General features: G+C 65.2%; 25 protein-coding genes. 17 read left to right on the top strand and 8 right to left on the bottom strand.

Annotation, left to right across the window (positions count from 1 at the left end; genetic code table 11):
* Positions 1 to 38 precede the first annotated feature (38 nt).
* Positions 39 to 1,130, top strand: a complete 1,092-nt coding sequence (locus M2390_RS14960) for a DUF1266 domain-containing protein (RefSeq protein ID WP_259179900.1) — start codon at positions 39 to 41, stop codon at positions 1,128 to 1,130.
* Positions 1,131 to 1,250: 120 nt separating this feature from the next.
* Here M2390_RS14960 and nagA read toward each other — a convergent pair whose 3' ends face one another.
* From nagA to M2390_RS14945, 3 genes are all read right to left on the bottom strand, one after another.
* The gene (gene nagA / locus M2390_RS14955) at positions 1,251 to 2,417 is read right to left on the bottom strand and encodes an N-acetylglucosamine-6-phosphate deacetylase (protein WP_259179897.1); all 1,167 of its coding nucleotides are present in this window, start codon (positions 2,415 to 2,417) and stop codon (positions 1,251 to 1,253) included.
* A gap of 279 nt (positions 2,418 to 2,696) precedes the next feature.
* Positions 2,697 to 3,848: an XRE family transcriptional regulator gene (locus tag M2390_RS14950; RefSeq protein WP_259179895.1), complete on the bottom strand. Its 1,152-nt coding sequence runs from the start codon at positions 3,846 to 3,848 to the stop codon at positions 2,697 to 2,699.
* On the bottom strand, positions 3,823 to 4,623 hold the full coding sequence (locus tag M2390_RS14945) for a hypothetical protein (RefSeq protein ID WP_259179893.1): 801 nt from the start codon (positions 4,621 to 4,623) through the stop codon (positions 3,823 to 3,825). Before M2390_RS14945 ends, M2390_RS14950 begins: the two co-directional genes overlap by 26 nt.
* A 500-nt stretch (positions 4,624 to 5,123) precedes the next feature.
* Here M2390_RS14945 and glyA point away from each other — a divergent pair, with 500 nt between their 5' ends.
* The 10 genes from glyA to M2390_RS14895 all read left to right on the top strand — a co-directional run bounded on the left by glyA (position 5,124) and on the right by M2390_RS14895 (position 15,839).
* Positions 5,124 to 6,389 carry a serine hydroxymethyltransferase gene (gene glyA / locus M2390_RS14940; protein ID WP_310503996.1) on the top strand — a complete coding sequence of 422 codons (1,266 nt, stop codon included), beginning with the start codon at positions 5,124 to 5,126 and terminating at the stop codon, positions 6,387 to 6,389.
* A 2-nt stretch (positions 6,390 to 6,391) separates the two neighbouring features.
* Positions 6,392 to 7,267, top strand: a complete 876-nt coding sequence (locus M2390_RS14935; protein ID WP_121647338.1) for a bifunctional methylenetetrahydrofolate dehydrogenase/methenyltetrahydrofolate cyclohydrolase — start codon at positions 6,392 to 6,394, stop codon at positions 7,265 to 7,267.
* A 314-nt stretch (positions 7,268 to 7,581) separates the two neighbouring features.
* A complete protein-coding gene (locus M2390_RS14930) occupies positions 7,582 to 8,505 on the top strand; it encodes an aldose 1-epimerase family protein (RefSeq protein WP_259179890.1) in 924 nt (307 codons plus the stop codon).
* Positions 8,506 to 8,584: 79 nt separating this feature from the next.
* The gene (locus tag M2390_RS14925; RefSeq protein WP_259179888.1) at positions 8,585 to 9,076 is read left to right on the top strand and encodes a VanZ family protein; all 492 of its coding nucleotides are present in this window, start codon (positions 8,585 to 8,587) and stop codon (positions 9,074 to 9,076) included.
* 93 nt (positions 9,077 to 9,169) lie between these two features.
* Positions 9,170 to 9,916, top strand: a complete 747-nt coding sequence (locus M2390_RS14920) for a hypothetical protein (protein WP_259179887.1) — start codon at positions 9,170 to 9,172, stop codon at positions 9,914 to 9,916.
* A 121-nt stretch (positions 9,917 to 10,037) separates the two neighbouring features.
* Positions 10,038 to 11,654, top strand: coding sequence for a DNA polymerase Y family protein (locus tag M2390_RS14915; RefSeq protein ID WP_259179886.1), 1,617 nt, complete (start codon positions 10,038 to 10,040; stop codon positions 11,652 to 11,654).
* 25 nt (positions 11,655 to 11,679) lie between these two features.
* Positions 11,680 to 15,048, top strand: coding sequence for an error-prone DNA polymerase (locus M2390_RS14910; protein ID WP_259179885.1), 3,369 nt, complete (start codon positions 11,680 to 11,682; stop codon positions 15,046 to 15,048).
* Positions 15,049 to 15,103: 55 nt separating this feature from the next.
* Positions 15,104 to 15,262 carry a hypothetical protein gene (locus M2390_RS14905; protein ID WP_183091816.1) on the top strand — a complete coding sequence of 53 codons (159 nt, stop codon included), beginning with the start codon at positions 15,104 to 15,106 and terminating at the stop codon, positions 15,260 to 15,262.
* A gap of 10 nt (positions 15,263 to 15,272) precedes the next feature.
* On the top strand, positions 15,273 to 15,512 hold the full coding sequence (locus M2390_RS14900) for a hypothetical protein (protein ID WP_259179884.1): 240 nt from the start codon (positions 15,273 to 15,275) through the stop codon (positions 15,510 to 15,512).
* 132 nt (positions 15,513 to 15,644) lie between these two features.
* Complete coding sequence (locus M2390_RS14895) at positions 15,645 to 15,839, top strand: hypothetical protein (protein ID WP_030148146.1); 195 nt, start codon at positions 15,645 to 15,647, stop codon at positions 15,837 to 15,839.
* A 115-nt stretch (positions 15,840 to 15,954) separates the two neighbouring features.
* On the opposite strand, the gene M2390_RS14890 is transcribed toward M2390_RS14895, so the two are convergent.
* The 4 genes from M2390_RS14890 to M2390_RS14875 all read right to left on the bottom strand — a co-directional run bounded on the left by M2390_RS14890 (position 15,955) and on the right by M2390_RS14875 (position 17,759).
* The gene (locus M2390_RS14890) at positions 15,955 to 16,200 is read right to left on the bottom strand and encodes a hypothetical protein (protein ID WP_259179880.1); all 246 of its coding nucleotides are present in this window, start codon (positions 16,198 to 16,200) and stop codon (positions 15,955 to 15,957) included.
* Positions 16,201 to 16,216: 16 nt separating this feature from the next.
* Positions 16,217 to 16,906 carry a hypothetical protein gene (locus tag M2390_RS14885; protein WP_259179879.1) on the bottom strand — a complete coding sequence of 230 codons (690 nt, stop codon included), beginning with the start codon at positions 16,904 to 16,906 and terminating at the stop codon, positions 16,217 to 16,219.
* Positions 16,907 to 17,087: 181 nt separating this feature from the next.
* A complete protein-coding gene (locus M2390_RS14880; RefSeq protein WP_259179877.1) occupies positions 17,088 to 17,486 on the bottom strand; it encodes a DUF3054 domain-containing protein in 399 nt (132 codons plus the stop codon).
* A gap of 39 nt (positions 17,487 to 17,525) precedes the next feature.
* Positions 17,526 to 17,759, bottom strand: a complete 234-nt coding sequence (locus tag M2390_RS14875) for a hypothetical protein (protein WP_121687406.1) — start codon at positions 17,757 to 17,759, stop codon at positions 17,526 to 17,528.
* A 187-nt stretch (positions 17,760 to 17,946) separates the two neighbouring features.
* Here M2390_RS14875 and M2390_RS14870 point away from each other — a divergent pair, with 187 nt between their 5' ends.
* Positions 17,947 to 19,200, top strand: a complete 1,254-nt coding sequence (locus M2390_RS14870) for an MFS transporter (RefSeq protein ID WP_259179875.1) — start codon at positions 17,947 to 17,949, stop codon at positions 19,198 to 19,200.
* Between the two features lie 17 nt (positions 19,201 to 19,217).
* Here M2390_RS14870 and M2390_RS14865 read toward each other — a convergent pair whose 3' ends face one another.
* Positions 19,218 to 19,691, bottom strand: a complete 474-nt coding sequence (locus tag M2390_RS14865) for an Lrp/AsnC family transcriptional regulator (protein WP_259179874.1) — start codon at positions 19,689 to 19,691, stop codon at positions 19,218 to 19,220.
* Between the two features lie 205 nt (positions 19,692 to 19,896).
* On the opposite strand from M2390_RS14865, the gene M2390_RS14860 reads away from it, so the two are divergent.
* The 5 genes from M2390_RS14860 to M2390_RS14840 all read left to right on the top strand — a co-directional run bounded on the left by M2390_RS14860 (position 19,897) and on the right by M2390_RS14840 (position 24,005).
* The gene (locus M2390_RS14860) at positions 19,897 to 20,472 is read left to right on the top strand and encodes a TetR/AcrR family transcriptional regulator (RefSeq protein WP_259179873.1); all 576 of its coding nucleotides are present in this window, start codon (positions 19,897 to 19,899) and stop codon (positions 20,470 to 20,472) included.
* 22 nt (positions 20,473 to 20,494) lie between these two features.
* Positions 20,495 to 21,490 carry a type I glyceraldehyde-3-phosphate dehydrogenase gene (gene gap / locus M2390_RS14855; protein WP_259179871.1) on the top strand — a complete coding sequence of 332 codons (996 nt, stop codon included), beginning with the start codon at positions 20,495 to 20,497 and terminating at the stop codon, positions 21,488 to 21,490.
* A gap of 95 nt (positions 21,491 to 21,585) precedes the next feature.
* Positions 21,586 to 22,515: an SDR family NAD(P)-dependent oxidoreductase gene (locus tag M2390_RS14850; RefSeq protein WP_259179870.1), complete on the top strand. Its 930-nt coding sequence runs from the start codon at positions 21,586 to 21,588 to the stop codon at positions 22,513 to 22,515.
* Positions 22,516 to 22,608: 93 nt separating this feature from the next.
* Complete coding sequence (locus M2390_RS14845; protein WP_259179869.1) at positions 22,609 to 23,463, top strand: oxidoreductase; 855 nt, start codon at positions 22,609 to 22,611, stop codon at positions 23,461 to 23,463.
* Positions 23,464 to 23,684: 221 nt separating this feature from the next.
* A complete protein-coding gene (locus tag M2390_RS14840) occupies positions 23,685 to 24,005 on the top strand; it encodes a hypothetical protein (protein ID WP_259179867.1) in 321 nt (106 codons plus the stop codon).
* Positions 24,006 to 24,009: the final 4 nt, after the last annotated feature.

Raw genomic sequence — 24,009 nt, 5'->3', positions numbered from 1 at the left:
GCGCGTAAGCGCTTACAAACTGGATTACACTCGTTTGGGTGACTCTTCAGAACCATCTCGGTGAACGTGCCTATCCCGTCCGTCCGCGCATCTGGCATCAGCGTAACTATCAGCAGCTGAGAAAGGATCAGCGGCCCGCCCGAGCGCAGGGGCGTTCGCTGCTGACCTTCGCGATCGCGATTCTCGCGGCCGCCGTGGTCTCGGTGAACTGGCACGCCATTGCCGCCGCGCTGCCGTTTACCCCGGATTCCACCTTTGCCCCGGTGCTCACCGCCGCGCTGGCGTTTGTGGTGGTGGCCTTTGCCGTCTCGAGCCTGGACTCCTGGGGACCCTGGCGCGATCAGCGCCGCTACCGCCGGCTGACCGGTGCGAGCGAGATCACCCCGGCGCAGCAGTCACTGCTGGCGCTGGATGCCGAATCGGACTTCCGTTCGGGGCTCTGGAACTCCAGCCTGGAATTCTCCCCGGCCTGGTCAAAACTGCCCGAATCGCTGCGCAAGAAGTACGCCGACGGTGCCAAGGGTTACCCGATCATCTCTCTGCCGATGAACGATCTGCGCGACCTGCAGGCCGACCTGGACAAGCGCACTCGGATCGCCTCCGAGCGCGACCTGGAACTGTATGTGGCCGATGGGATGGCCCAGCACAGCATGAGCGCCCGCTTCCAGGCGATCCTCAACGGCCCGGATGCCGAGCGGATGCTCACCCGCATCGCCGGCCTAACCGGTCTGTCCGAGTGGGACCTGCGCGCGCTGGCCGAATCGCAGGCCGGGCGTCCGCCGCTGCTGCTGTGGGCGGGGGATGTGCAGCGCTTGATCGCGATCGTCCGCACCGCGTTTGTGGCCGGGCAGGTGAGCGAGCAGACCGCCTGGACCCTGATCGAGCGCCTGGGGAACGTCGCCTTTGCCCTGTATACCGATGCGGCAGACTACTGGCGCGGCGTGCGGATCGCCACCGCGTTCGCCTCCGACGAGGTCGCCGCCCTGCAGGCCTTTGACGAGACCATGAAGGAGCTGCGCGACAGCGGCTGGCCGGCGACCCGTGCCGCGTTCCCGACCCTGCCCGTGGACACCCTGCCCGGCCAGATCCGCACCCCCGAGGTGCTGCTGCCGCGCGAGGAGGCCAACTAGTCCGTCCCGCGCAACGGCCCCGTCCGGTGAGAATTCTCACCGGACGGGGCCGTTGTGGTGTTTGTTGTCTGACCCGTATCGGGTGTCCGGAGCCTGCGCGGGGGAGCGGTGCTGCGGGGTCTAGGCGTGTGCCGCCGGATACTCGGTCCCGTCGGCCCACACCCGCTGGAGGGTGAGGTCGCCGCTCCAGAGCAGAACGTCGGCGGGATAGCCGACCTCGATCGCGCCCAGGTCGCGCTCACGCCCGAGTACCCGGGCGGGGGTTTCGGTGAGTGCGCGCACGGCCTCGGGAAGCGGGATGCCCACGACGTGGACCGCGCGGTGCAGCGCGGCATCCAGGGTCAGGGTGGATCCGGCGATCGAACCGCCCTCAACCAGCCGGGCGGTGCCCTCGGTGACGAGGACCTCAAGAGAACCCAGCATGTAGTGCCCATCGGCGGCACCGGTCGCGGCCATCGCATCGGTGACCAGGGCGATGCGGCCGGGTGCCTCGGTGAAGGCAAGGCGCACAACGCTCTCGTGGACGTGCACGCCGTCGTTGATGACCTCGAGGGTCACGCCGGGGCTGTCGATCGCTGCCAGCACCGGGCCGGGCGCACGGTGGTGGATCGGGTGCATCGCGTTGAAGGCGTGGGTGAGGAGGGTCGCCCCGGCGTCGAAGGCGGCGCGGGCGGCGGTGTAGTCGGCGTCGGTGTGCCCCACGGCGACGATCACCCCGGCGGCGGTGAGCTCACGGATGGCCTCGGTGGCCCCATCGAGCTCGGGGGCGATGGTGATCTGGCGCAGCGTGCCCTGGCCGGCCTCGATCAGCCGGTCCACCGTGCGCACATCGGGGGTGCGCAGGGCCTCGGGATCATGGGCACCGCGGTGTCCGGGGTCCAGGAACGGTCCCTCCAGGTGGCTGCCCAGGACTCCCGAATCGGTTTCGGCGAGGTCGGCAACGATCTCCAGGCGGGTGACCAGGTCCTCAACGTCCGCACTGACAAACGACACCACCGCGCGGGTTGTGCCGTGGGAGCGGTGCAGCGCAAGTGCGGTGCGGATCGCCTCTTCACCCTGCTCAAAGGCCATGCCCGCGCCGCCGTGGCAGTGCAGGTCGATCAGGCCGGGGGTGATGATCTGCCCGGTGCCGTCGATCACCGTGGTATCGGGGCTCTCGGCGACCCGTGTCCGCCAGGTGTCGTCGGTGCCGCGGGCAGTAATCCCATCCTCGTCAAACTCGATCCAGGCGTGCTTGGTGCTCTGCCCGCCGGAAATTACGGTGGCCGAGTGAATGAGGTTCCGCATACGCACGAGTGTAGTCCCGCAGCGTGTACTCCGGGGTGCTAGGGAGTTGGATTGCTTCCTTTGACAAGCAAAAACGCCTCAGCGGCTTAATCTGCTAAGGACCAGAGGCCGTTCTGAAGCGTTGTTGCCAGCCTAGACTGCGGGGCTCTGAAAACCTAGGATCAGCTAGCGCAACAGCGCGCATGTTGTGAGTCAAACTCTGGCACCCATAACTTTGTATCCGCTTTTACGATTCGTAAAGCGCAATTCTAATTTTTGTGACTCCGTGACGTCTTGCGTTTATACCAAGGTGAGAGTGGGGCGGGTGTCTTGTTCGCCGAGTAACTGCCGAACTCGCGCAGGCCTCCAAGCCAGTTCTGCTGCGATTGATGCGATTGTCACTCCTCGAGTTCCTGCGAGGTCAATCGCTTGCGCCAACATTCCCGGCACTTCGCCGGGGTACTGATGAACTGGTCGATGGGCTACCATCGGCGTGGCTTTGAGATCGTTCAGCTTTATGTAGGCACGGCGAGCGGCGGAATCTGAGATTATTCCTAGTTCCTTGCTCCGATATATAAGAGACTGAATAGAAACTCCCCACCGTTCACTGAGGCGAGCGAGTTTTCGCATGTCAAATCGCCGAGGGAGTTCGTCGAGAATAATATTCGACGGCATGAGAAATTCTGCCGCGAAACGATCAGCTTCTCGTTCAAGTGTCGGGTCTCCTGCGCTGAATTCGCCATGCATAAGGATGTGACCGAGTTCGTGTGCTGCCGTGAATCGATGGCGAAAAACATCGTCAGCTTTGTCTAAGGAGAGCACCATCATAGGGCGGCCAAAAGCGAGCGTTGAGAAAGCGTCGATACGAGCAACTTCATGTTCAACCATCGGAACGAGCACTGCAACAATCCCGTAGCTTTCGAGAAGGCGCACGAGATGGGAGATAGGCTCCCCGTTCAAGCCCCAAAACTGCCGGATGCTGCGTGCCTTGCTTACTGGATCTTTTGGGCTGTCCATTCGATCGTTTTGAAAATCTGGAAGGTTGACCATTGGCAGACGAACATGTCGCTCAATGGTGTTGACGAGTTCCCAGACTTGCTCAGTGTAAGACGTAGCTTTGGCACGCTGACGTGCAGTAGTGGCTCTGAGGCTGCGGAAGAAAGCGTCGCCGGACTCAAGTTTCGATTGTGGTCGTCCTGCCGCAAAAAACTCGGGCAGGACTTCAAGCACATCCGCGAGCGCGGTGATGAGCTCCGGGCGAGGAGCTATCGCATTCGCTTCATATTGACCTATTGCTGCAGGTGACACCCCAATGGCGTTGGCGATATCTTGCTTCGTACGAAGAGCAAGCTGGCGAGCTTGCTTAAGCCGGTCGCCATCAAATGTTTCTGCGATTTTTTCGTTACTCAGAGCGGCGCTCTGCACGCTATCGGGAGTTCTTTGAAGATTCATCGTTCACTGCTGTTTTCATATCGGTGGAATCTGTGCGTTCATCGGCGATGTCATTGTCTGTGACAGTTTCATCGTTTGTCACAAGACCGAGCGATGCTTTAGGAAGAGCGCCTGAGGCGAAGGATCCATCCTGTGGTTTTAAATCGAGTGCGACTAGCCCTGCAACTGTCGTTTCGGTCATATCGATTGGCAGTTCTTCTCGATGAAGCCAGATCACTTCTCCTGAATCGCTGAGACGTACATCGCCTATGTAAAGGTGTTCGACTCCGCTCCGTGCGGATCCCTTGAGAGCAATGAGTACCGCTCGTGTTGCCGTGCCAAATTCGGTGGTGTTGACAACGCGCCCATCAGAACTAGTCAATTCGTAGTCGGCTCCGAAATCCAAAGTGGTGTGCTCGCGGACCGGCGCGAGGTCCAGCATGCGACGACGGACTGCGGATTTCATCTTGATGTCGTCAACACCTTTATTATTCGCAGGCAGCTTTATCGCAAGAATCAAGGTTCCATTCACTACCCCAACGCTGTGACGGCTTCCTCTGGGGTGCACGATTTCCGCGCCGATCTCCTCGAGCCCAGTAACGGTTTCATTCGCGAATGCAAGTCGTGCGGTTACTCCGTAGGCATCATCTGTGGTGAGGCGGCTTCCAGCTTTAGCCTCAGAGCCATCTGCCTGTGCGGTGGATGCAGCCTGGATGAGAATCGTGGCTACTTCCGCCGCATCCTCCTCGAATGCTTCCTTCATCCAGAGGGACGGCTGAAAGGTGTTGCTACTCATATCGTTCTCCAGAAGGGTTGAAAAGGGTGAGGCTTGTAATTCTACATTGGAGCTTCAGTTTTTATCAAAAAAAGTTCAATTTGGCTTTGTTTGTTGGGAAATACAGGGTTTTGGTGCCTGGTCAACGTCCGTCGCGTACGAGGATTGCGCCATGGATGTGCTGCGGTGGATCTCCCCCGAGCTGGAGGAGTGGGTGCGAGATCAGTGCCGTGTGCCGGAGCTGTTGGAGAGGAAACCCTAGGTTAGGGAACGGCTGGTTTTCGGCGGCTGGGACCGTACCGAATCCGTTCTCCTGCGTATGTCTGATGTTTGCATGCGGATCGCCCACGAGCCCGCCCCGGGATGCTAGGCTAATCGCGTCGCGACTGGCGTCGGTGGAGCGGGATCGCACCACTCAAGATGGTTACCATCGGGGAGCGACCGACACGGATTCGACCGCACGCCTGGGCCGATACGGAAAATTGATGTTTTGTCCGCCGCTGTCATCAGAGGAGCCAGTTTTGACCGACCTATTTAACGCCCCCCTTGCCGAAGTAGACCCGGAGATCGCCGCGGTCCTGGAGCAGGAACTGGGTCGCCAGCGCGACTACCTCGAGATGATCGCCAGCGAGAACTTCGTTCCCGTTTCGGTGCTGGAATCCGTGGGTAGCGTGCTCACCAACAAGTACGCCGAGGGTTACCCGGGCCGTCGTTACTACGGTGGCTGCGAGGCCGTTGACGTCGCCGAGAACCTCGCGATCGCCCGCGTCAAGGAGCTCTTCGGGGCTCAGTACGCAAACGTCCAGCCGCACTCCGGTGCCACCGCAAACGCCGCCGTCCTGGCCGCGATCGCCAAGCCGGGAGACACCATCCTCGGTCTCGAGCTGGCACACGGTGGTCACCTGACCCACGGTATGAAGCTCAACTTCTCCGGCAAGCTCTACAACGCCGTCTCCTACGGTGTTGACCCCGAAACCTTCCTCGTGGACATGGACGTCGTGCGCGCCCAGGCCCTCGAGCACAAGCCGCAGGTCATCATCGCCGGCTGGTCGGCGTACCCGCGTCAGCTGGACTTCGCCGCGTTCCGCGCGATTGCTGACGAGGTGGGCGCACTGCTCTGGGTCGACATGGCTCACTTCGCCGGTCTGGTTGCCGCGGGCGTTCACCCCTCGCCGGTGCCTCACGCTCACGTGGTCTCCTCGACCGTGCACAAGACCATCGGTGGACCCCGCTCGGGCTTCATCCTCACCAACGATGTTGATCTCGCCAAGAAGATCAACTCGGCCGTGTTCCCGGGCCAGCAGGGTGGACCCCTGATGCACGTGATCGCCGGTAAGGCCACCGCATTCAAGATCGCCGGTAGCCCCGAGTTCGCCGACCGTCAGCGTCGTACCCTCTCCGGTGCGAAGATCGTGGCCGAGCGCCTCACCGCCCCGGACAGCAAGGCCGCCGGCATCGACGTCCTGACCGGTGGATCCGACGTGCACCTGGTACTCGTTGACCTCCGTAACTCCGAGCTCGACGGCAAGCAGGCCGAGGATGCGCTGCACGAGGTGGGCATCACCGTGAACCGCAACGCCGTGCCGTTTGACCCGCGTCCGCCGATGGTTACCTCGGGTCTGCGCATCGGTACCCCCGCGCTTGCGACCCGCGGATTCGGCGACGCCGAGTTCACCGAGGTTGCCGACGTGATCGCCCTGGCCCTGCGCCCCGGCGCCGACCTGCCCGCCCTGCGTGCACGCGTCGCCAAGCTCACCGAGGCGTTCCCCCTCTACCCGGGCCTGTAGGGATGACCGCACAGAAGCTTGATGGTCTCGCCGCGGCGAGTGCCATCAAGGATGAGCTGCGTACCCGGATCGACGCCCTGCGTGAGCGCGGCATCGTTCCCGGTCTCGGCACCCTGCTGGTTGGTGAAGACGGTGCCTCACGCTCGTATGTGGCGGGTAAGCACCGTGACTGCGCCGAGGTCGGGATCGAGTCGATCCGCGTGGATCTGCCCGAAACTGCGAGTGCCGAGGAGATTCGTCAGGCCATCCGTGACCTGAACGAGAACCCCGCCGTCACCGGGTACATCGTGCAGCTGCCGCTGCCCAAGGGCATCAACGAGAACGAGATGCTTGAGCTGATCGACCCCGCTAAGGACGCCGACGGCCTGCACCCGACCAACCTCGGCAAGCTGGTGCTCGGCGTGGGCGGCGAACTGGATTCGCCGCTGCCCTGCACCCCTGCCGGCATCATCGAGCTGCTCGAGCGCAGCGGCGTCTCGATCCCCGGAAAGCATGTGGCCGTGATCGGCCGCGGCATCACCGTGGGTCGTCCGCTGGGCCTCCTGCTGACCCGTAAGGGCATCGACGCGACCGTGACCCTGACCCACTCGCGCACCCCGGACCTCGCGTCCGAGGTGTCCCGGGCGGACATCGTCGTGGCCGCCGTGGGTGTGCCGCACCTGGTCAAGCCCGAGTGGATCAAGCCCGGTGCCGCGGTACTGGACGTGGGTGTGACCCGCGTGGGCACCACCGAGTCTGGCAAGGCGAAGCTCTCCGGAGACATCGACCCGGCCGTGGCCGAGGTTGCCGGCTTCCTCTCGCCGAACCCCGGCGGTGTGGGCCCGATGACCCGTGCGCTGCTGCTGAAGAACGTGGTGGAGGCAGCCGAGCGGCTGTAACTTTTCCCACAGGTGACGGGCATGACCCCAACTTTTGAGGTCATGCCCGTTACCCGTTCCTGGACATCGTGTACGAGCGGTGTTAACCTGAGGGGGTAGGACGCGTAAGCCTCCCACATCTGCCAACGCCTCGCATCGCGGGGCGTTGTGTTTTTAACGCGGCCAGATGGCTTCCTTCCGCCGTTCGCGGCCGAGAGGCTGTAACTTTTCTCACTTTGACCGCCCCGCGATCGTTTAGATCGCGGGGCGGTCTGCTTTGGCGCTATTGTCGAAATGGCGGCATATGGCCGCCGTCGAGGAGGTTTAGAAACACGATGCACGCAGCCCCCAACGGTCAGAGCTTCACGCTCGCCCATGAGCAGGATGGCCTCGCCCTGCACGCCGAAATTACCGAGGTGGCCGCGGGCCTGCGGGTCCTCACCGCGAACGGCGTGGACGTGCTCGCCCCCTACGATGTGACCGAGCCTCGTCCGATGGCCTCGGGCATCGTGCTGGCCCCCTGGCCCAACCGCGTGGAGGATGCCCGCTGGGTGCTCGACGGCCAGGTGCAGCAGCTGGATGTGACCGAGCCCGCGCAGTCAAACGCGATCCACGGCCTGCTGCGCTTCACCCCGTATACGGTGCTGGAGCAGACCGCCAACTCGATCCGGCTGGCGGCGACCGTGTTCCCGCAGCACGGCTACCCGTTCCACCTCGACACCGAGGTGGACTACGTGCTGGATGAGCGCGGCCTGACCGTGACCCACCGCCTCACCAACCGTTCGGAGGCCCCCGCCCCGGCCGGTGTTGGTGCCCACCCGTACCTCACCATCGGCGGCGTTCCCGCCTCGGATCTGACCCTCACCGTGGCCTGCGACACCGTCTGGGAAGTTAATGCCCACCAGATCCCGCAGAACGAGGTGCCCGTGGGCGCGGGCAACGACCTGCGCCACGGCGTCGCCCTGGACTCGGTGGTCCTGGATCACGGCTTTGCCGCCCCGCACATCGTGGACGGCGTGAGCATCCACACCCTCGCCGACCCGGCCGGCCGCACCGTCTCCATCTGGGGCGAGGAGCGCTTCGGCACCTGGCAGGTCTTCAACCCGACCCGCTATCCCGGAGACAACGCGGTGGTCGCGATCGAGCCGATGACCGCCCCGGCCAACGCCCTGAACAGCGGCATCGGCCTGGAGTGGATCGCCCCGGGTGAGACCTGGAGCGTGAGCTGGGGCATCCGCGCAGAGGGCTTCACCGCCTAACCGCGGATTTCATTAAATCCAATCTCGGGGTGCATTCATTCGTAGTGTGGGGATAGCCCGCAACCGATTGGAGCCCCACATGAGCTGGTACGCCCTTGCTTTGACCGTGTCTTTTGTGGGCGGAGCGATCGTGTTGGCGGGTGGGCCGTGGCTGCATTCGCGGCGGTCCATCCGCTGGGCCCAGATCGTGACAACCGCGCTCCTGTGGGTCTGGATATGGGGTGCCCTAGCGATGACCTTTGGAACAAAATCTGGCGGCGGATCGAGCCTGAACCTGCGGCCACTGGATGTGACCAACCGTGCCGACCTAGTGGACTTTGCCCTGAACATAACAATGTTTCTTCCGTTGGGGATCCTGCTGGCGGTGCGCGGTACCCGTCTCTGGCAGGCCACGGTCACCGGGGCAGTGATCTCGCTGGGGATCGAGGTCATGCAGTATGTGTTGGCAACCGGACGCACGGCAGATATCAACGATTTTCTCTCGAATTCCGTGGGCTGTGTGCTTGGATTCCTGATCGTTTCCGTGGGTGTGCGCCCGTATTTGTTGCGGAGGAAACCACCTCGCGCGTAGGCCCAGCGGGCGCGAAAAACCGGGCCCGTCGCGATGCGACAGGACATGCCGTACGTAATTGACTTAATCGAACATGTGTTCGAATATTAACGCATGTCGCTCGCTTTCTCCTCTCGTGTGGGCACCGGACCCGCTCGGCCCGGTGCCGATTCCGGTGCCGCCGAACGGGCGGGCACCGTGGCGGCGCTGCGTGAGCGCATCCGGGGGATGCAGCGCACCGAACTAGAGTCTCAGCCACTACCGACGCTGCCGATCCTCGGCGACCTGCTGCCCGGCGGCGCGCTGCGGGCGGGCGGGGTATATGCGGTGCCGGATGCGCCGGTGCTGGCGATGGCGCTGGCGGCGGGGCCGAGCCTGGCCGGATCCTGGAGCGCGGTGGTGGACCTGCCAACCTTTGGTCTGGAGGCTGCCGAGCGGGTGGGGATCAACCTCGAACGCCTGGTGGTGGTGCCCCAGCCCGGTGCACACTGGCTGGAGGTGGTGGCGGCGCTCGCCGATGTGGTGACCGTGATCATCACCGGGCCCGCCCCACACCTGAGTACGTCGGATCGTGCGCGTCTGACGGCTCGACTGCACCAGCGGGCGGCGACGCTGGTGACCCTGGGCACCTGGCCGGGGAGCGACGCAGAGCTGCATAATAGCGCCGGCAACTGGGGTGGAATCGGCGCGGGATTTGGATATCTGGGGGCGCGGGAGCTGAGGGTTGAGGCGACCGATCGTGCCGGACGCCTGCGTCGAGCCTCGCTGACCCTGGCCGAGAGCGGCGGGTTGATCGCGGCCGAGCGACCCGGTATCCGAGCGGTGCCGAAGCCCGAGCGTCGTTTAGCGGGGGTGGGCTGATGCCGCGGGACTGTGTTTCTGGGCGGGTGATGCCGCCCTGGTCGTGGTGTGCGCGGTGGGTTCCTGAGCGCGCGGGTGCTGGTGCCGTGGCTGTGTGGCGTGTGCGGTGGGTGGTGCGTTCATGAGTGAGCGAGTGGTGGCACTGTGGCTTCCTGATTGGGCGGTCCTCACCGCCGCCGAGGATGCGGAGATTTCCCTCGAAGCCCCGGTGGTGCTGACCGCGCGCGGCGAGGTGTTCGCCGCGAACGCGGCGGCGCGGGCGCTGGGGGTGCGTCGAGGGTTGCGGATTCGGGAGGCTCAGGAGCGGTCGGCCGAGGCGGTGTTTGTGCCGTATCGGGAGGATGTGGATCATCGACGTTTCGAGCCGCTGATTCGGATTCTGGAGGGCATCGTGCCGAGCATCCAGCAGGTGCGGCCGGGGCTGTGTCTGGTGCCCGGGCGCGGTCCCGCGCGCTATTACGGAAGTGAGGCGGCGGCGGCGCAGGCGTTGACCGCGGCGCTGCGTGAGGCGGGGGTGATTCCGGCCGGATCGGCGGTGCGGATTGGCGCGGCCGACGGGGTCTTCGCAGCTCAGCAGGCGGCGTATCGTGCGGTGCCGGTGCCGGTGCCGGTGCCGGTGCCAGTGCCAGTGCCGGTGCCTTCACCTGCGCCCATTACCGACGCGATCCTGGTGATCCCGCCCGGACAGTCGGCCCGTTTTCTCGCCCCGATGCCGGTGACCACGCTGGGCGAACCCGAGCTGACCCGGGTGCTCGCCCGGCTCGGCGTGCACCGGCTCGGGGAGCTGGCCGCGCTGCCGGCAGCCTCGGTCCGGGACCGGTTTGGGGCGGCGGGGGAGCAGGCGCATCGGATCGCCGCGGGGGAGGACCCTCGTCGGGTGCGCCCACGCATCCCACCGGCCGAGCTTGCGGTTGAGCGCGAGTTTGATCCGCCGCTTGAGCGCGCCGACCAGGCGGCCTTCGGTTTCCGCGCCTCCGCCGACCGCTTCCTGGCGGGCCTGGCCGAGCATGCGCTGGTGGTGAGTGCGGTGCGGATCGAGATTGTCGGGGACCGTGGCGGGCGCAGCGCCCGCAGCTGGCTGCACCCCCGACACCTCGATGCGGGCGACGTTGTGGACCGGGTGCGCTGGCAGTTGCAGGGATCCGGGGCGATCGAGGCGGCGCTGTCCGAGCCGGTGGCGCTGATCCGGGTGATCCCCGAAACCCTTGCCGCGATGAGTACCCAGGAGCCCGGGCTCTGGGGTGGCGGACCGGACACCCGCGTACATAACGGCCTGACCCGGTTACAGGGGATGGTGGGTCATGACGGGGTCCTGACCGCCCGGATCGGCGCGGGCCGCGAACCGCGGGAACGTCAGAGCCTGGTGCCCTGGGGTGAGCGCGATCCCCGCACCGATCCCGCCGGTCCCTGGCCCGGGAGCCTGCCCGGCGCACCACCCCAGACGGTGTTGGCCGAGCCGCTGCCGGTGCGGGTGATCGATGCGGCGGGGGAGAGCGTGAGCATCACCGACCGGGACGTGCTGAGCGCCCCACCGCACCGCCTGGTCATCCCGCCGCTCCCGCGGATCGCCCCGGGCGGGGTGGACTCGACGGTGCTGGCATGGGCGGGCCCCTGGCCGGTGATCACCGGGACCACGGCCGAGCGGGTCGACCGCTTTCAATTGGTGGATGAGCGCGGCCACGGCTGGCTGGTGCGCCGTGATCGTAGCGAGTGGTGGGCCGAGGCCCGCTACGACTAGCTGAGACAGCAGAGAGGAGCGCGAGATGGGATTCTCGAATCCACCGATCCCCTGGTCGGAGTTTGAGCGCCGGCTGAGCGGGCGGCGCACCGCCGAGGCTGCACCGGAGACCCCGGAGACGGCTGCCGAACCGCGCGCCGAAGACCTCCCCGGAGCGACGGATGGCCCGGGATACGCCGAGCTGCACACCCACTCCAACTTCAGCTTCCTGGACGGGGCATCCGGCCCTGAGGAGCTGGCGGATGAGGCCGCCCGGCTCGGACTCCACGGCCTGGCCCTCACCGACCACAACGGGTTCTACGGGGCGGTGCGCCTGGCCGAGGCCGCCGAGAAGCACCCCGATCTGCACACGATGTTTGGGGTCGAGCTGACCCTGGGCCTGGACGCCCCGCAGAACGGGGTGCCCGATCCGGCCGGGCAGCACCTGCTGCTCCTCGCCCGGGGGATCGAGGGATACCATGCGCTCGCCGGGGCGATCACCCGCGGGCAGCTCGCCCCCGAGGCCGAGAAGGGCGCACCGCGGTTCGATCCCGATGTGCTGGCAGAGAGCCTGCGCGACCGGGTTATCGCCCTCACCGGCTGCCGCAAGGGGCCGGTGCGATCGGCCCTGGACGCCGAGGGGCTGGATGCCGCCCGGGCCGAGCTGATCCGGCTGGAGGAACGGTTTGGACCCGAGAACGTGCTGGTCGAGCTGACCGACCTGGGGGATCCGCGTGACAGCACCCGCAACGACGCTCTGGCCGCCCTCGCCCGGGAACGCGGCCTACCGATCGTGGCGACCACGGGTGCCCACTATGCGGCCCCGAACCGTCGCCCGCTGGCCCGGGCCCTCGCCGCCGTGCGCGCCCGCACCAGCGTGGACGCCCACGCCGGCTGGCTGCCCGCCGCCGGTGGCGCGTATCTGCGCTCCCCGGCCGAGATGCACGCGCGCTTCGCCCGGTACCCGGGGGCCGCCGCGCACACCGTGACCGTGGCCGACGAGATCGGGTTCCGGCTGCGCTCGGCCCGTCCGAAGCTGCCGCGGCAGGAGGTGCCCGAGGGGCACACCCCGATGAGCTGGCTGCGCGAACTCACCTGGCGCGGGGCCGCCAAGCTCTACCCGAATATGAGCGAGGGTGACCGCGACCGGATCACCCGCGAGCTCGCGGTGATCGAGCAAAAGGACTTCCCCGGCTACTTCCTCATCGTGCACGATATTGTGCAGTTTGCGCGCTCGCGCGGGATCCTCTGCCAGGGCCGGGGTTCGGCCGCCAACTCGGCCGTGTGCTACCTGCTGGAGATCACCGCGGTGGACTCGATCGCCTACGGCCTGCCCTTTGAACGCTTCCTTTCCAGCCTGCGCGCCGAGGAACCGGACATCGATGTGGACTTCGATGCCGACCGCCGCGAGGAGGCCATCCAGTACGTGTACGAGCGCTATGGACGCTTCAACGCGGCGCAGGTCGCCAACGTCATCACCTACCGGCCCAAGGCGGCCATCCGGGACATGGCCAAGGCACTGGGCTATACCCCGGGGCAGCAGGATGCGTGGTCTAAGCGGATCGAACGCGGCAGCGCGCTCGCCGAGGATCCCGAGATTCCCGAGGAACTGCGCACCCTCAGCACCGAACTGCTGGGGTTCCCCCGGCACCTGGGCATCCACTCGGGCGGCATGGTGCTGACCGATCGCCCGGTGGGGGAGGTGTGCCCGATCGAGCATGGCCGGATGGATGGACGCACGGTCCTCCAGTGGGACAAGGATGACTGCGCCTGGATGGGCCTGGTCAAATTCGACCTGCTGGGCCTCGGCATGCTGGCGGCGATCCAGCACTGCTTCGATCTGGTGGAGGAGCACACCGGCGAGCACTGGGACCTCCACTCGCTCCCCAAGGAGGAGGCCGGGGTGTACGACCAGCTGTGCCGGGCCGATGCCGTGGGGGTTTTCCAGGTCGAGTCGCGTGCGCAGCTGGGGATGCTCCCGCGGCTGCGCCCGCGCACGTTCTACGACCTGGTGATCGAGGTGGCGTTGGTGCGCCCGGGGCCCATTCAGGGCGGTGCGGTGCACCCGTATATTCGCCGCCGGATGGGGCAGGAGCCGGTGACCTACCTGCACCCGAGCCTCGAACCGGTGCTTGAGCGCACCCTGGGGATTCCGCTGTTTCAGGAGCAGCTGATGCAGATGGCGATGGCCGTGGGCGGCTGCGATGCCGAGGATGCCGACCTGCTGCGCCGGGCGATGGGTTCCAAGCGCGGCCGGGAGAAGATCGCGACCCTGCGCGAAAAGCTCTATGCGGGCATGGCCGAAAACGGCATCGTGGGGGCTGAGGCGGACAACATCTACGAGCGGATCGAGGCCTTTTCGAACTTCGGATTTGCCGAGAGCCACTCGATCAGCTTCGCCCTGATCGTCTATGCGAGCGCCTGGCTGCGCCTGCACTATCCGGGAGCGTTTCTCGCCGCACTACTGCGCGCCCAGCCGATGGGGTTCTACGCCCCGCACACGCTGGTGGCCGATGCGACCCGGCACGGGGTGCGCACCCTGCGCCCGGACCTGTACCGTTCGGGGGTGGATGCCGGGCTGGAACCCCTCCCGGCCCAGAGTACCGAGCGGCGGGGCATGGACGCCTGCCTGCACACGCCCGCCGAAAGTCCCGGCCCCTTCGATCCGTCGGGTCCCGTCCTCGATCATGAGCACCGTCGCGACACCGGCTTTGCCGTGCGCCTGGGTCTGGCCGGGATCACCGGGATCGGGTCCGAGGCGGCCGCACGGATCGTCGCCGAGCGTGAGCGCGGCGGCGAGTATCGGAGCATGGAAGACCTCGGCCGCCGCACCGGACTGTCCGCAACTCAGCTGGAAGCACTGGCCACCTCGGGGGCCTGCGACGGGCTGGGTACCTCGCGTCGGCAGGCCCTCTGGCAGGCGGGTCCGGCATCGCGGGAGAACCCGAATCAGCTGGCCGGATCCGCGGTGACCGTCCAGCCGCCACTGTTTGCGTTGCTGGATGCCCAGGAAACCCTCGCCGCCGACCTCTGGGCCACCGGGATCTCGACCGACGATCATCCGATGCGCGGGCTGCGTACGGCCCTCGGCGCCCGCGGAATTCTCGGGTCGGCCGCGCTGCGCGACACCGAATCCGGCCGCCGGGTGCGGGTGGCCGGGGTCGTGGTGCACCGTCAGCGTCCGGCCACCGCCTCGGGGATCACGTTTGTGAACCTTGAGGATGAGGACGGGATGATCAACGTGATCTGTAGCGTCGGCCTCTGGCAGCGCCACCGCCGGGTGCTGCGCGAATCCCCGGCCCTGGTGATTCGTGGCATCCTGGAGCGCAGCCCCGAGGGCATTATTAACCTGGTGGCCGACGGCGCCGAACCCCTGGATCTTGCGGTTCGCACCCGGTCCCGAGATTTTCAATAGCACGAGGTTTTCTCTCGAATCGAGTTTCGGGGCACTCCCTCGGTAGACTGTCAGCATGATTTTTGTAATTGCACTGGTCCTGTTCCTGGGTGGAATCTACCTGTTTGGTCTGGCCTTCCACCTGGAAGAGCTGCACGCGGTTGTGTTCTTCGCCGGAATCCTGGCGATTTCGCTGAGCCTCGCTATCCCCTTCCACATGCTGCGGAGGCGCTAGCGGGAGAACGGTGACCGTTCTCAAGGAGGGGCGTTCCGAGGCAATTGCCGGGGACGCCACGGCGCTATCACGCGTGTTTTCGGTGGTGGGCATCCTCGGTCTGATGACCGGGATCCTACTGATCGGCGTTGCCGCCTATCGGCTCGATGCCGCCGGCGCGGGGATCGGCCTGGGTGTCATCGCCCTCGCCATCATCGTGCACGCGATCGGTGTGCTCCTGCGACTGCGTCGGGGGTTTTCCTGGCGGTAGCCGCGCACCGCGCACCAACACTGAATGACGATTCCCCTACGGGCGAATCGTCATTTTTGTCTTTCCATTGGATTTTCAGGCCCAATCGAGCAGAATGAAAACGTAGGTTATTCACTAGCTCGAGGAGGAATTATGGGATTCATCGAAGACGCCAAGGAAACCATCGAAGCCGGAGCCGAAAAGGTTTCGCGCGCCGCACACGACCTGGTGGACCAGGCCAAGGACAAGGTTGACGAGGTCAAGGCAGATGCCGAGGTCAAGAAGGCCGAAGCCGAAGCCGAATCGGTCCGCGCCCGTAACGAGGCCAAGGACAAGCTGCGCGACTAATCACCAACTTAAACGGAGAGGCGGGGACACCACGGTGTCCCCGCCTCTCCGCGTTAGCGGACGCTAGCGGCATGGGGGCGGTTTCCCGACAGGCCGTCAGGTGTGTTAGCGGACGCTAGCGGCGCGCGGTGCCGCGCCCGCGGCGCGACGTGAGGAGCATCACAACGGCCCCGAGGGAGCCCAAGCTGAGCAGCGATGATGCTCCGACGAGGAGTGACTGGCCATCACCCGTCCGGTAGCCGATGATCATGCTCGCAGTAACGAGGGCCAGACCGGTAAGAATGCCGAGAACAAAGATTGACAGCGCGGCGATGCGCCATCGGGCAAGCGGCTTCGGGAATCCATCGTGAGAGATAAACATCGCCTTCATCCCCTAACTACTGTCCCCAGCAGAACGGCGTGCCTGTCCAAAGATGATTTAAGAAGACTCCCCTGCCATACATATTGCAGGCGGTCACGGCACCGGCTCCCACCGTAAGAACCGCAGCAGCGACGGTCCCCGCAACCGCTCCGGCACCCGTAGCCGCGGTGATGATGGCTGCCAGTGCAGAGATTCCAGCACCGGCAGTCAGGAGGCCAATGACGAGCTGGGTATTACAGGAATCGATTCGTAGCTGGTGTCCCCACCAGTAGTTCTCGACGCCATTTCTCCCCAGACACGCACGCACTGATTGACGTAATTCTTGGTCAGAAACTGACAGCGTGGGAACCTTCACACCGGGTGAGCCGTGTACCACGCCGCCGGCAAGAAGAATTCCGCGCGCATAATCTGCCGCGAATGTTTCGTCAACGCCTGCCGACAGCGCTTTGGCGTAGTCAAAAGTGAGATTATCGTTCTCACGCGTCACGGCCTGCGTGAGAAGCTCAAGGCTATTACCTTCCTCCGCCGACAGCGTCCGGATAGCCGCGTCCTGTTGCAACGTTGCCAGGGAGGGATGCGAACCACTTGGTTCGGAAGATGCGAGTGCAATGCCAGGCTGTGAAACTGAAGCCGTTGTCACTAACGCCGTAATGAGCAGCCCCAGAAGAATAGGCCTAATCTGACGTTTTGATGTTGTAATGCTCATGGTTGATCCTCATAACTTCGGTCATCATTGACGTTTGTTGAGAGCTCTCTGGTAAGCGAAATTAGCACGGCTCAGGGGGAGGAACAACGGGACGCAGCGTGATATGTAGTATGCGTTCGGGCTCACAAATCCTGCTGGCCGATGAGGAATTCAGGAGCCTGATTTGCCGCGTGAGCGGTCGCTAGCGGCGCGCGGTGCGGCGTCCACGACGCGACATCAGCAGCAGCGCCAGTGCGCGCCAGCCGATCAGGAAGATCGCGAGGACGCCGGCGGTCACCAGCACAAACGAGATCGGGGCTTCGCCACCGGCGAGGACCCGCAACGGGAGGCCCAGCACCACGGTCGCGAGCCAGATCAGCGGACCGGTCCAGCGCAGGGCCACCGGGTTGCGCCAGGCGAGGGTGACGATCCAGCCGATGGCCGCACCCACCAGGAAGGGCCAGGCGGTCCCGAGGATTCCCAGCAGGTCGTTGCCTTCGGCGTGACTGCGCCGGCCCAGCATCACGAAGACGATGATCAGCAGGGCGTCCAGCGCCGCGGCGGAGACAATCGATCGGGTGGGGGAGGATCCAAAACGCATGCTCCCAGTCTAGGGGCGGGCGTTCGGGTGCGCGGCCGGTTAGCTGCGGCGTAGCGCGAAGAACATCACCACAAAACCGGCCAGACCGACGATCATCGCGCCGATCATCACACCCAGCTCGGTACCGGTCGCCGGGCAGGCGGCGGCGATGATGTCATCCCCGCAGGTGCGCCAGGGCTGGAGGAGTCCCAGGACCAGCCCGACCACGCCGAGGGCCATGAGGCCCATGCCGATGAGGCCGAGGGGGTTTGCACGTCTTCTGGAGGCTGCCATGCCTCCATCGTACGGGGTGTACAAACCGCCAGCCTGTCCGGCTTGTCCGCCGAGCGGGGGAGCGAACACCGTAATTCCGGGTTGATAGCGCTTGTGATCTGGCAATTTATTTGATGCCAGGCGGGGATGGCGCCTATCGTGGCGCAGACCCACCACCGCCGGTGGGCCCACACGAGAGGACCTCGCCATGACCGCACCCCTCGCGGACCCCACCCCGGACCGGCCCCGGGTGCGGGGGTCCCTGCTTCGGCTCCTGTTTTCCATCCTGGGGGCCAACCTCGGGGTGTTTTTTCTCTGGGGTGCAATCCCGGGGATCCTCCTACCGCTCCAAATTCAGGCCTTCGGGGAGGATCAGAAAGCCGAAAACCTGGCCCTGGTATTGGCGGTCGGGGCCGTTGTAGCGCTGATCGCCCAGCCTTTGGCGGGCATGGTTTCGGACCGCACCCGTAGCCGGTTCGGGCGACGCAGCCCGTGGATGATCATCGGTGCGCTGGTGGGAGGGCTGGGGCTGATCGGCATCGCCAGCGCCTCCACGCTGGTCCAAATCGTCATCTCCTGGTGTGTGGTCCAACTGGCTTATAACTTTGCCCAGGGGCCGCTCAGCGCCATCATGCCCGATCGCGTGCCGGGACCCGTGCGCGGATTGTTTTCGGCGTTCACCGGCCTCGGGGTCATGGCGGGAATGGCGGGTGGACAGGTCATTGCCAGCCAGTTTGCCGCCAATATCCCCGCCGGCTACCTCTTTTTTGCCGGGGTGACCCTCGTGGTGCTGGTGGTGTTTGTTTTCCTCAACCCCGATCGAGACAACCGGGGTGAACCGCGTGAGCGCTTCGATGTGGCGGCCTTTTTCCACACCTTCTGGGTCAACCCGATCAGGCACCCCGATTTCTTCTGGGGATTTAGCGGACGCATGCTCCTCAACGTCGGAACCAACCTGGTGGTCGGATATCAGCTGTACATCCTGCAGGACTACATCGGGCTCGGCGAGAGAGCCATCGGGCTGGTGCCGCTGCTCGCCGTTATCAACCTGGTCGCAACCACGCTTGCGGTGCTGATCTCCGGGCCGCTATCGGACCGACTGGGGCGTCGCCGCATCTTCGTGATGATCGCGGGGGTCGGGATGGCGGTGGGATTCTCGGTCCCCTGGATCGCCCCCTCGGTCACCGGGGTGCTGATCTACGCGGCCCTCGGCGGATTCTTCAGCGGGATGTTCCAGGCCGTGGATACCGCGCTGATGAGCGAGGTATTGCCCTCCGAAAAGAGCTTTGCCAAGGACCTCGGGGTCCTGAATATTGCGGCCACCCTCCCGCAGACCTTTGGTCCCGCGCTGGCCGGCCTGATTGTGGTGTCTCTGGGTGGGTATGTGATGCTCTTCCCCATCGCGATTGTGTTGGTAGTGCTGGGGGCGTTAGCGGTGATCCCGATTCGTTCGGTGCGCTAGGGCGAATAACCGGGAGGCTAGTCTCGGTCGACGACCGGGGCGACCTCGGGGCTACGGATGTGCTCGTAGACCACCGAGGTGCGCACATCGGCAACCTCGGGTTTCTCGGTCAGTCGGTCAATCACAAACGCGTAGAGGTGCTCGTTATCGGGCACGGCCACGTGCAGCAGGAAGTCTTCGGTTCCGCTGGTCACAAAGACCCCGATGACCTCGGGGAGGGTCGCCGCCCACTCCCGAAAGCCCTCAATATTGGCGCGTGTGGGTGGGCGAACACGCACGGCGACCATCGCCTGGACGGGACGTCCGATCTTGGTGAGATCGAGTTCGAGCCGGGCACCCCGAATGATTCCACGCTCGCGCAGCGCGCGGGTGCGATCCAGCGCGGTGGTGGGGGCGACGCCCACGGCGGCCGCGATGTCACGATTTGTGCGTCGTGCATCACGCTGCAATTCCCGCAGGATCGCCGTATCTAATTCGTCCAAACGGGCCATATCCACATCTTATCCGCAGAAAATACGAGTTATCCACAGAACTATGCACATGTTTATAAACTGTGCGAGCATTGCCGAATTAAATACGGGTAATTATCTAGAAACTCGAACCGTGAACGCATTCATTGGTTTTCACTCGGATGTGATTCACCCGGGCGAGCCCGCGTGGGTTGAATTTGTACATACTAGTAGTTACAGTTAACGCATGACGACCCGCGAGAAGCTCACGACCGCCATGGCCGACCTGCTCTGGGAGCGCGGCTACGCGGCCACGAGCCCGCGAGACGTCCTCGATCGTGCGGGCGTGGGCCAGGGCAGCATGTACCACCACTTCAGTGGCAAGCATGAGCTCGCCGTAGAAACGCTGCGCGAGACGGTCACCCGGGTCACCGAGCGTTCGATCCTGCTCACCGGTGAGGGTACCCCGATGGAGCGCATCCACGCCTATTTGACGCTGCCGCGTCCGGGCGTGCGCGGGTGTCGCATCGGCCGGATGACCCAGGACCCGCAGGTGGTCGAAGACGCCGAGATGATCGGCCTGGTGGCCGGAGGTTTTGACCTCATTATCGAGCGCTGGACCGTGGTCCTGACCGAGGCGATCCGGGCGGGAGAGCTGCCGGCCAGCGTGGATCCGGTCGAGCTGGCCCACACCCTGGTGGCCGTCATCCAGGGCGGCTATGTGCTGGCCCGCGCGCACGGCGATCAGGCTCCAATGGATGCCGCGATCCGTGGAGCCCTGGCGCTGCTGGATGCCGCCGGTGCCCCGCGCCCCGAGATTTAACCGCACAACAGAAGGAGTACCCATGTCCACTCGGATTGGAATCAACGGCTTTGGTCGGATCGGCCGCAGCTACCTGCGCGCCGCCCTGGCGAGCGGAGCCGACGTTGAGGTGGTCGCGATCAACGACATCACCAGCGCTCAAACCCTCGCAAACCTGCTGGAGTGGGACTCGATCTCCGGGCACCTGGACGGTGTTTCGGTGGACGGCGACTTTATCGTCGTGGGCGAGCGCCGCATCCGCGTGTTCTCCGAGCGTGAGCCCGACCAGATCCCCTGGGGCTCGGTTGGTGTGGACGTGGTGGTGGAATCCACCGGCTTCTTCACCAGCGAGGAGAGCGCTCGGCGCCACCTGGTTGGTGGTGCCCGGAGGGTCATCATCTCGGCACCGGCCTCGGGCGATCTGCCCTCGGTGGTCCTCGGAGTGAATGACGAGGTGATCAACGACTCGGTGGAGGTCATCTCCAACGGTTCCTGCACCACCAACTCGCTGGCCCCGCTGGCCAAGGTCTTGCACGATGCGTTTGGCATCGAGCACGGCCTGATGACCACCGTGCACGCCTACACGAGCGATCAGCGTCTGCAGGACGCCCCACACAGCGACCCGCGTCGGGCCCGCGCCGCCGCCCTCTCCACCATCCCGACCTCCTCGGGGGCGGCCAAGACGATCGGCAAGATCATCCCCGAACTTGACGGCAAACTCACCGGTCTGGCCCTGCGCGTTCCGGTGCCGGTGGGATCGATCACCGACCTCACCGTCAAGCTCACCCGTCCCGCCACCGTGGAAGAGGTCAACGCGGCGTTTGCGGCGGCCGCAGCCTCGGGCTCGCTGGCCCACGTGCTGGAGTACTCCGAGGCACCGATCGTCTCCGCCGACATCGTGGGTAACCCGCACTCGACGATCTTCGACGCCCCGCTCACCCAGGTGGTGGGTGACCAGGTGAAGGTCTTCGGCTGGTACGACAACGAGTGGGGATTCACCAACCGGCTGGTGGAGCTCTCCGAGCGTCTCGGGGCCTAGTGCCCCCGGCGGCCGGGCGCCCGCGGGGTGCCCGGCCGCCGTTTCGCCATCCCCGTCTGCTACGCTCGGGCCAGTCCAATCCGAGGGAGCAGCGCATGTTTGATCCGTGGAACCTCGCCGATGAGCCGAGACGTCCGGACGCGGTCTTCGCGATCACCGGGGCCACCTCGGGCATTGGGTACTTCATTGCCGAGCGGCTCGCCCAGACCGGCGCCGAGATCGTGCTGTTGGCGCGCAGCGAGGAACGAATCGATCGGGCCCGGCGCGAGATCGAGAGCCGCGTCCCCGGTGCGCACACCTCGCGCATCCGGGTGGACCTGTCGGATCTGGAGTCCGCCACCGCCGCGGGACAGGCCCTGGCCAAGTTGCCGCGCCTGGACGCACTGGTGGCCAATGCCGGACTCATCTCCGCGGGCCGCCGCCGGCGGGTGACCGCGCAGGGCCATGAACTGGTGGTGGGCACCAACCATCTGGGGCATTTTGCGCTGGTGGCGGCCGCTCATCCGGTGTTGGAAAACACCGCGGGTAGCCGGGTCATCTCGATGGGCAGCATGCTGGTGGGGCGGCTGAAACTGGACCCGGGCAATCTGATGAGCGAGCGTTCGTATCGGCCCCTGCAGGCCTATGCGAACTCCAAACATGCGACCGAACTCTTCGGGTTTGACTATCATCGACGCCTGCGTCGAGCGGGGCTGGACATCACCTCGATCGTCGCGCATCCCGGCGGTGCGATGGATCAGATGACCCCGTCTCGGGAGGGAATCGCCGGTGCCAATCGTGCAACCCGCGCCCTGTTCGCCCCGGTCCATACGGTCATCCAGGGCAAGGATGACGGGGCGTTGCCCGCCGTCCGGGCGGTGCTGGATGCGGGGGTTCGGGGCGGCGACTATGTGGGCCCGATTCACACCTCGCGGGGCCGGCCGGTACGGCTGCGCCCGCATCCGATGAGCATCGATCCGGATCGGGCGGCCTGGCTGTGGCGACGCAGCGAGGAGCTGACCGGAATCCGCTGGCTCTCCGACTAACGATGCGGGCCGGGCGGACACCTGGGTGTTGCGCCGGGAACCGGAGTAGGATCCAGGCAGCAGCGCCTCTTCCCCCTCACCAAAGGACCCTCGATGACCCAGTGGACCGCCCAGAACCTGCCCGATCTCTCCGGTAAAACGGTCGTCGTGACCGGTGCCAGTAGCGGCATCGGCGAGGTGACGGCGCGGGAGCTCGCCCGGGTGGGTGCCCGCGTGCTCCTCGCGGTCCGCAACGTGGAAAAGGGGCGGGCGGTGGCCGCGACCATCGACGGAGACACCGAGGTGCGTGAGCTCGACCTCGGCAGCCTGGACTCGGTGCGTGCCTTTGCCGCCGGGGGCGAGGGCCAGGTGGACATCCTGATTAACAATGCCGGGATCATGCAGGTGCCCGAGCAACGCTCGGCTGACGGGTTTGAGCTCCAGCTGGCGACCAATTTCCTGGGGCCGTTCCTGCTCACCAACCTGCTGCTGCCGCGGATTACCGAGCGGGTGGTGACGCTGTCCTCGGTGATGCACCGGATGTCGCGGATGGACGGGAGTGACCTCGGCTGGCAGCGCCGAAAGTACAGCGATATGGGCGCGTACAGCGACTCGAAACTCGCCGATGTGTACCTGGCCAAGGAGCTGCAGCGCCGCCTCGAGGCCGCCGGGAGCCCGGTGCGTTCGGTCCTCGCGCACCCCGGTGTTGCGCTGACTAACCTGGCGGTGGGCACCAGCTCAAGCTTCATCTACCGTTTCCCGAAGCTCGTGAACGACGCCGCCCACGGCGCACTTCCCACGCTGTATGCGGCCACTCAGGACGTTCCGGGCGGCGCCTTTGTGGGACCCAACGGAGCGTTCGGGATGAAGGGCTACCCGAAGGTTGGCGATTCCAACCGCCGCGGCCGCGACCCGGAACTGGCACGCACCATCTGGGCCTCCGCCGAGCGGATGACGGGGCTGGCCTAGGGCCGTGGTGTCCGCTTTGTCTCTCTGAACGACGGAGATGAAGTGGCCGGATGTGCTGATTTTTGACGATTATTGGGCGGAATCTCGCGGCAAAACGGATGCGAGTTCTCGGTGTCGGCGCATGGTGAATAGAGGCGCAGAAACTCTGCTCTGTTAGTCATAGTTCCTGGGTTAGAGTGAGGCAAAACTTAGTCAAGCGCACTGCCGAGAGGAGCCTCACCATGGATTTTGACGTCCGCGTCCTACTGAAGATGAACGATCATGTGAACCACCTTGAGCACCAGGCGACAACGATCCGAGACGTCGCACTTGAGACGGCCTCGGAATACCCGCAGATCAGTGAAATCCTGGTGTGGGCAGACCCTGCTCGCTCCGGAGTATTCGTTCGTCTCCTGCTCAGCGTAACGATGCCCGAGTATGGAGACGAGATAGCAGACGACTTCTTTGACGCCGTGGTGGAGTCTGTCAATCACGGGGATCGTGCGGGGGTTTTGTCCGGAGCAGGAACCTTCCTCGCCAGGCAAACCCTGGTAGCGGTCTAAGGGT

Source organism: Mycetocola sp. BIGb0189, from assembly GCF_024810155.1.
Lineage (GTDB): Bacteria > Actinomycetota > Actinomycetes > Actinomycetales > Microbacteriaceae > Mycetocola > Mycetocola lacteus.
The sequence above is the reverse complement of the archived record's forward strand: the minus strand, read 5'-3'. Positions and strand labels throughout refer to the sequence as shown.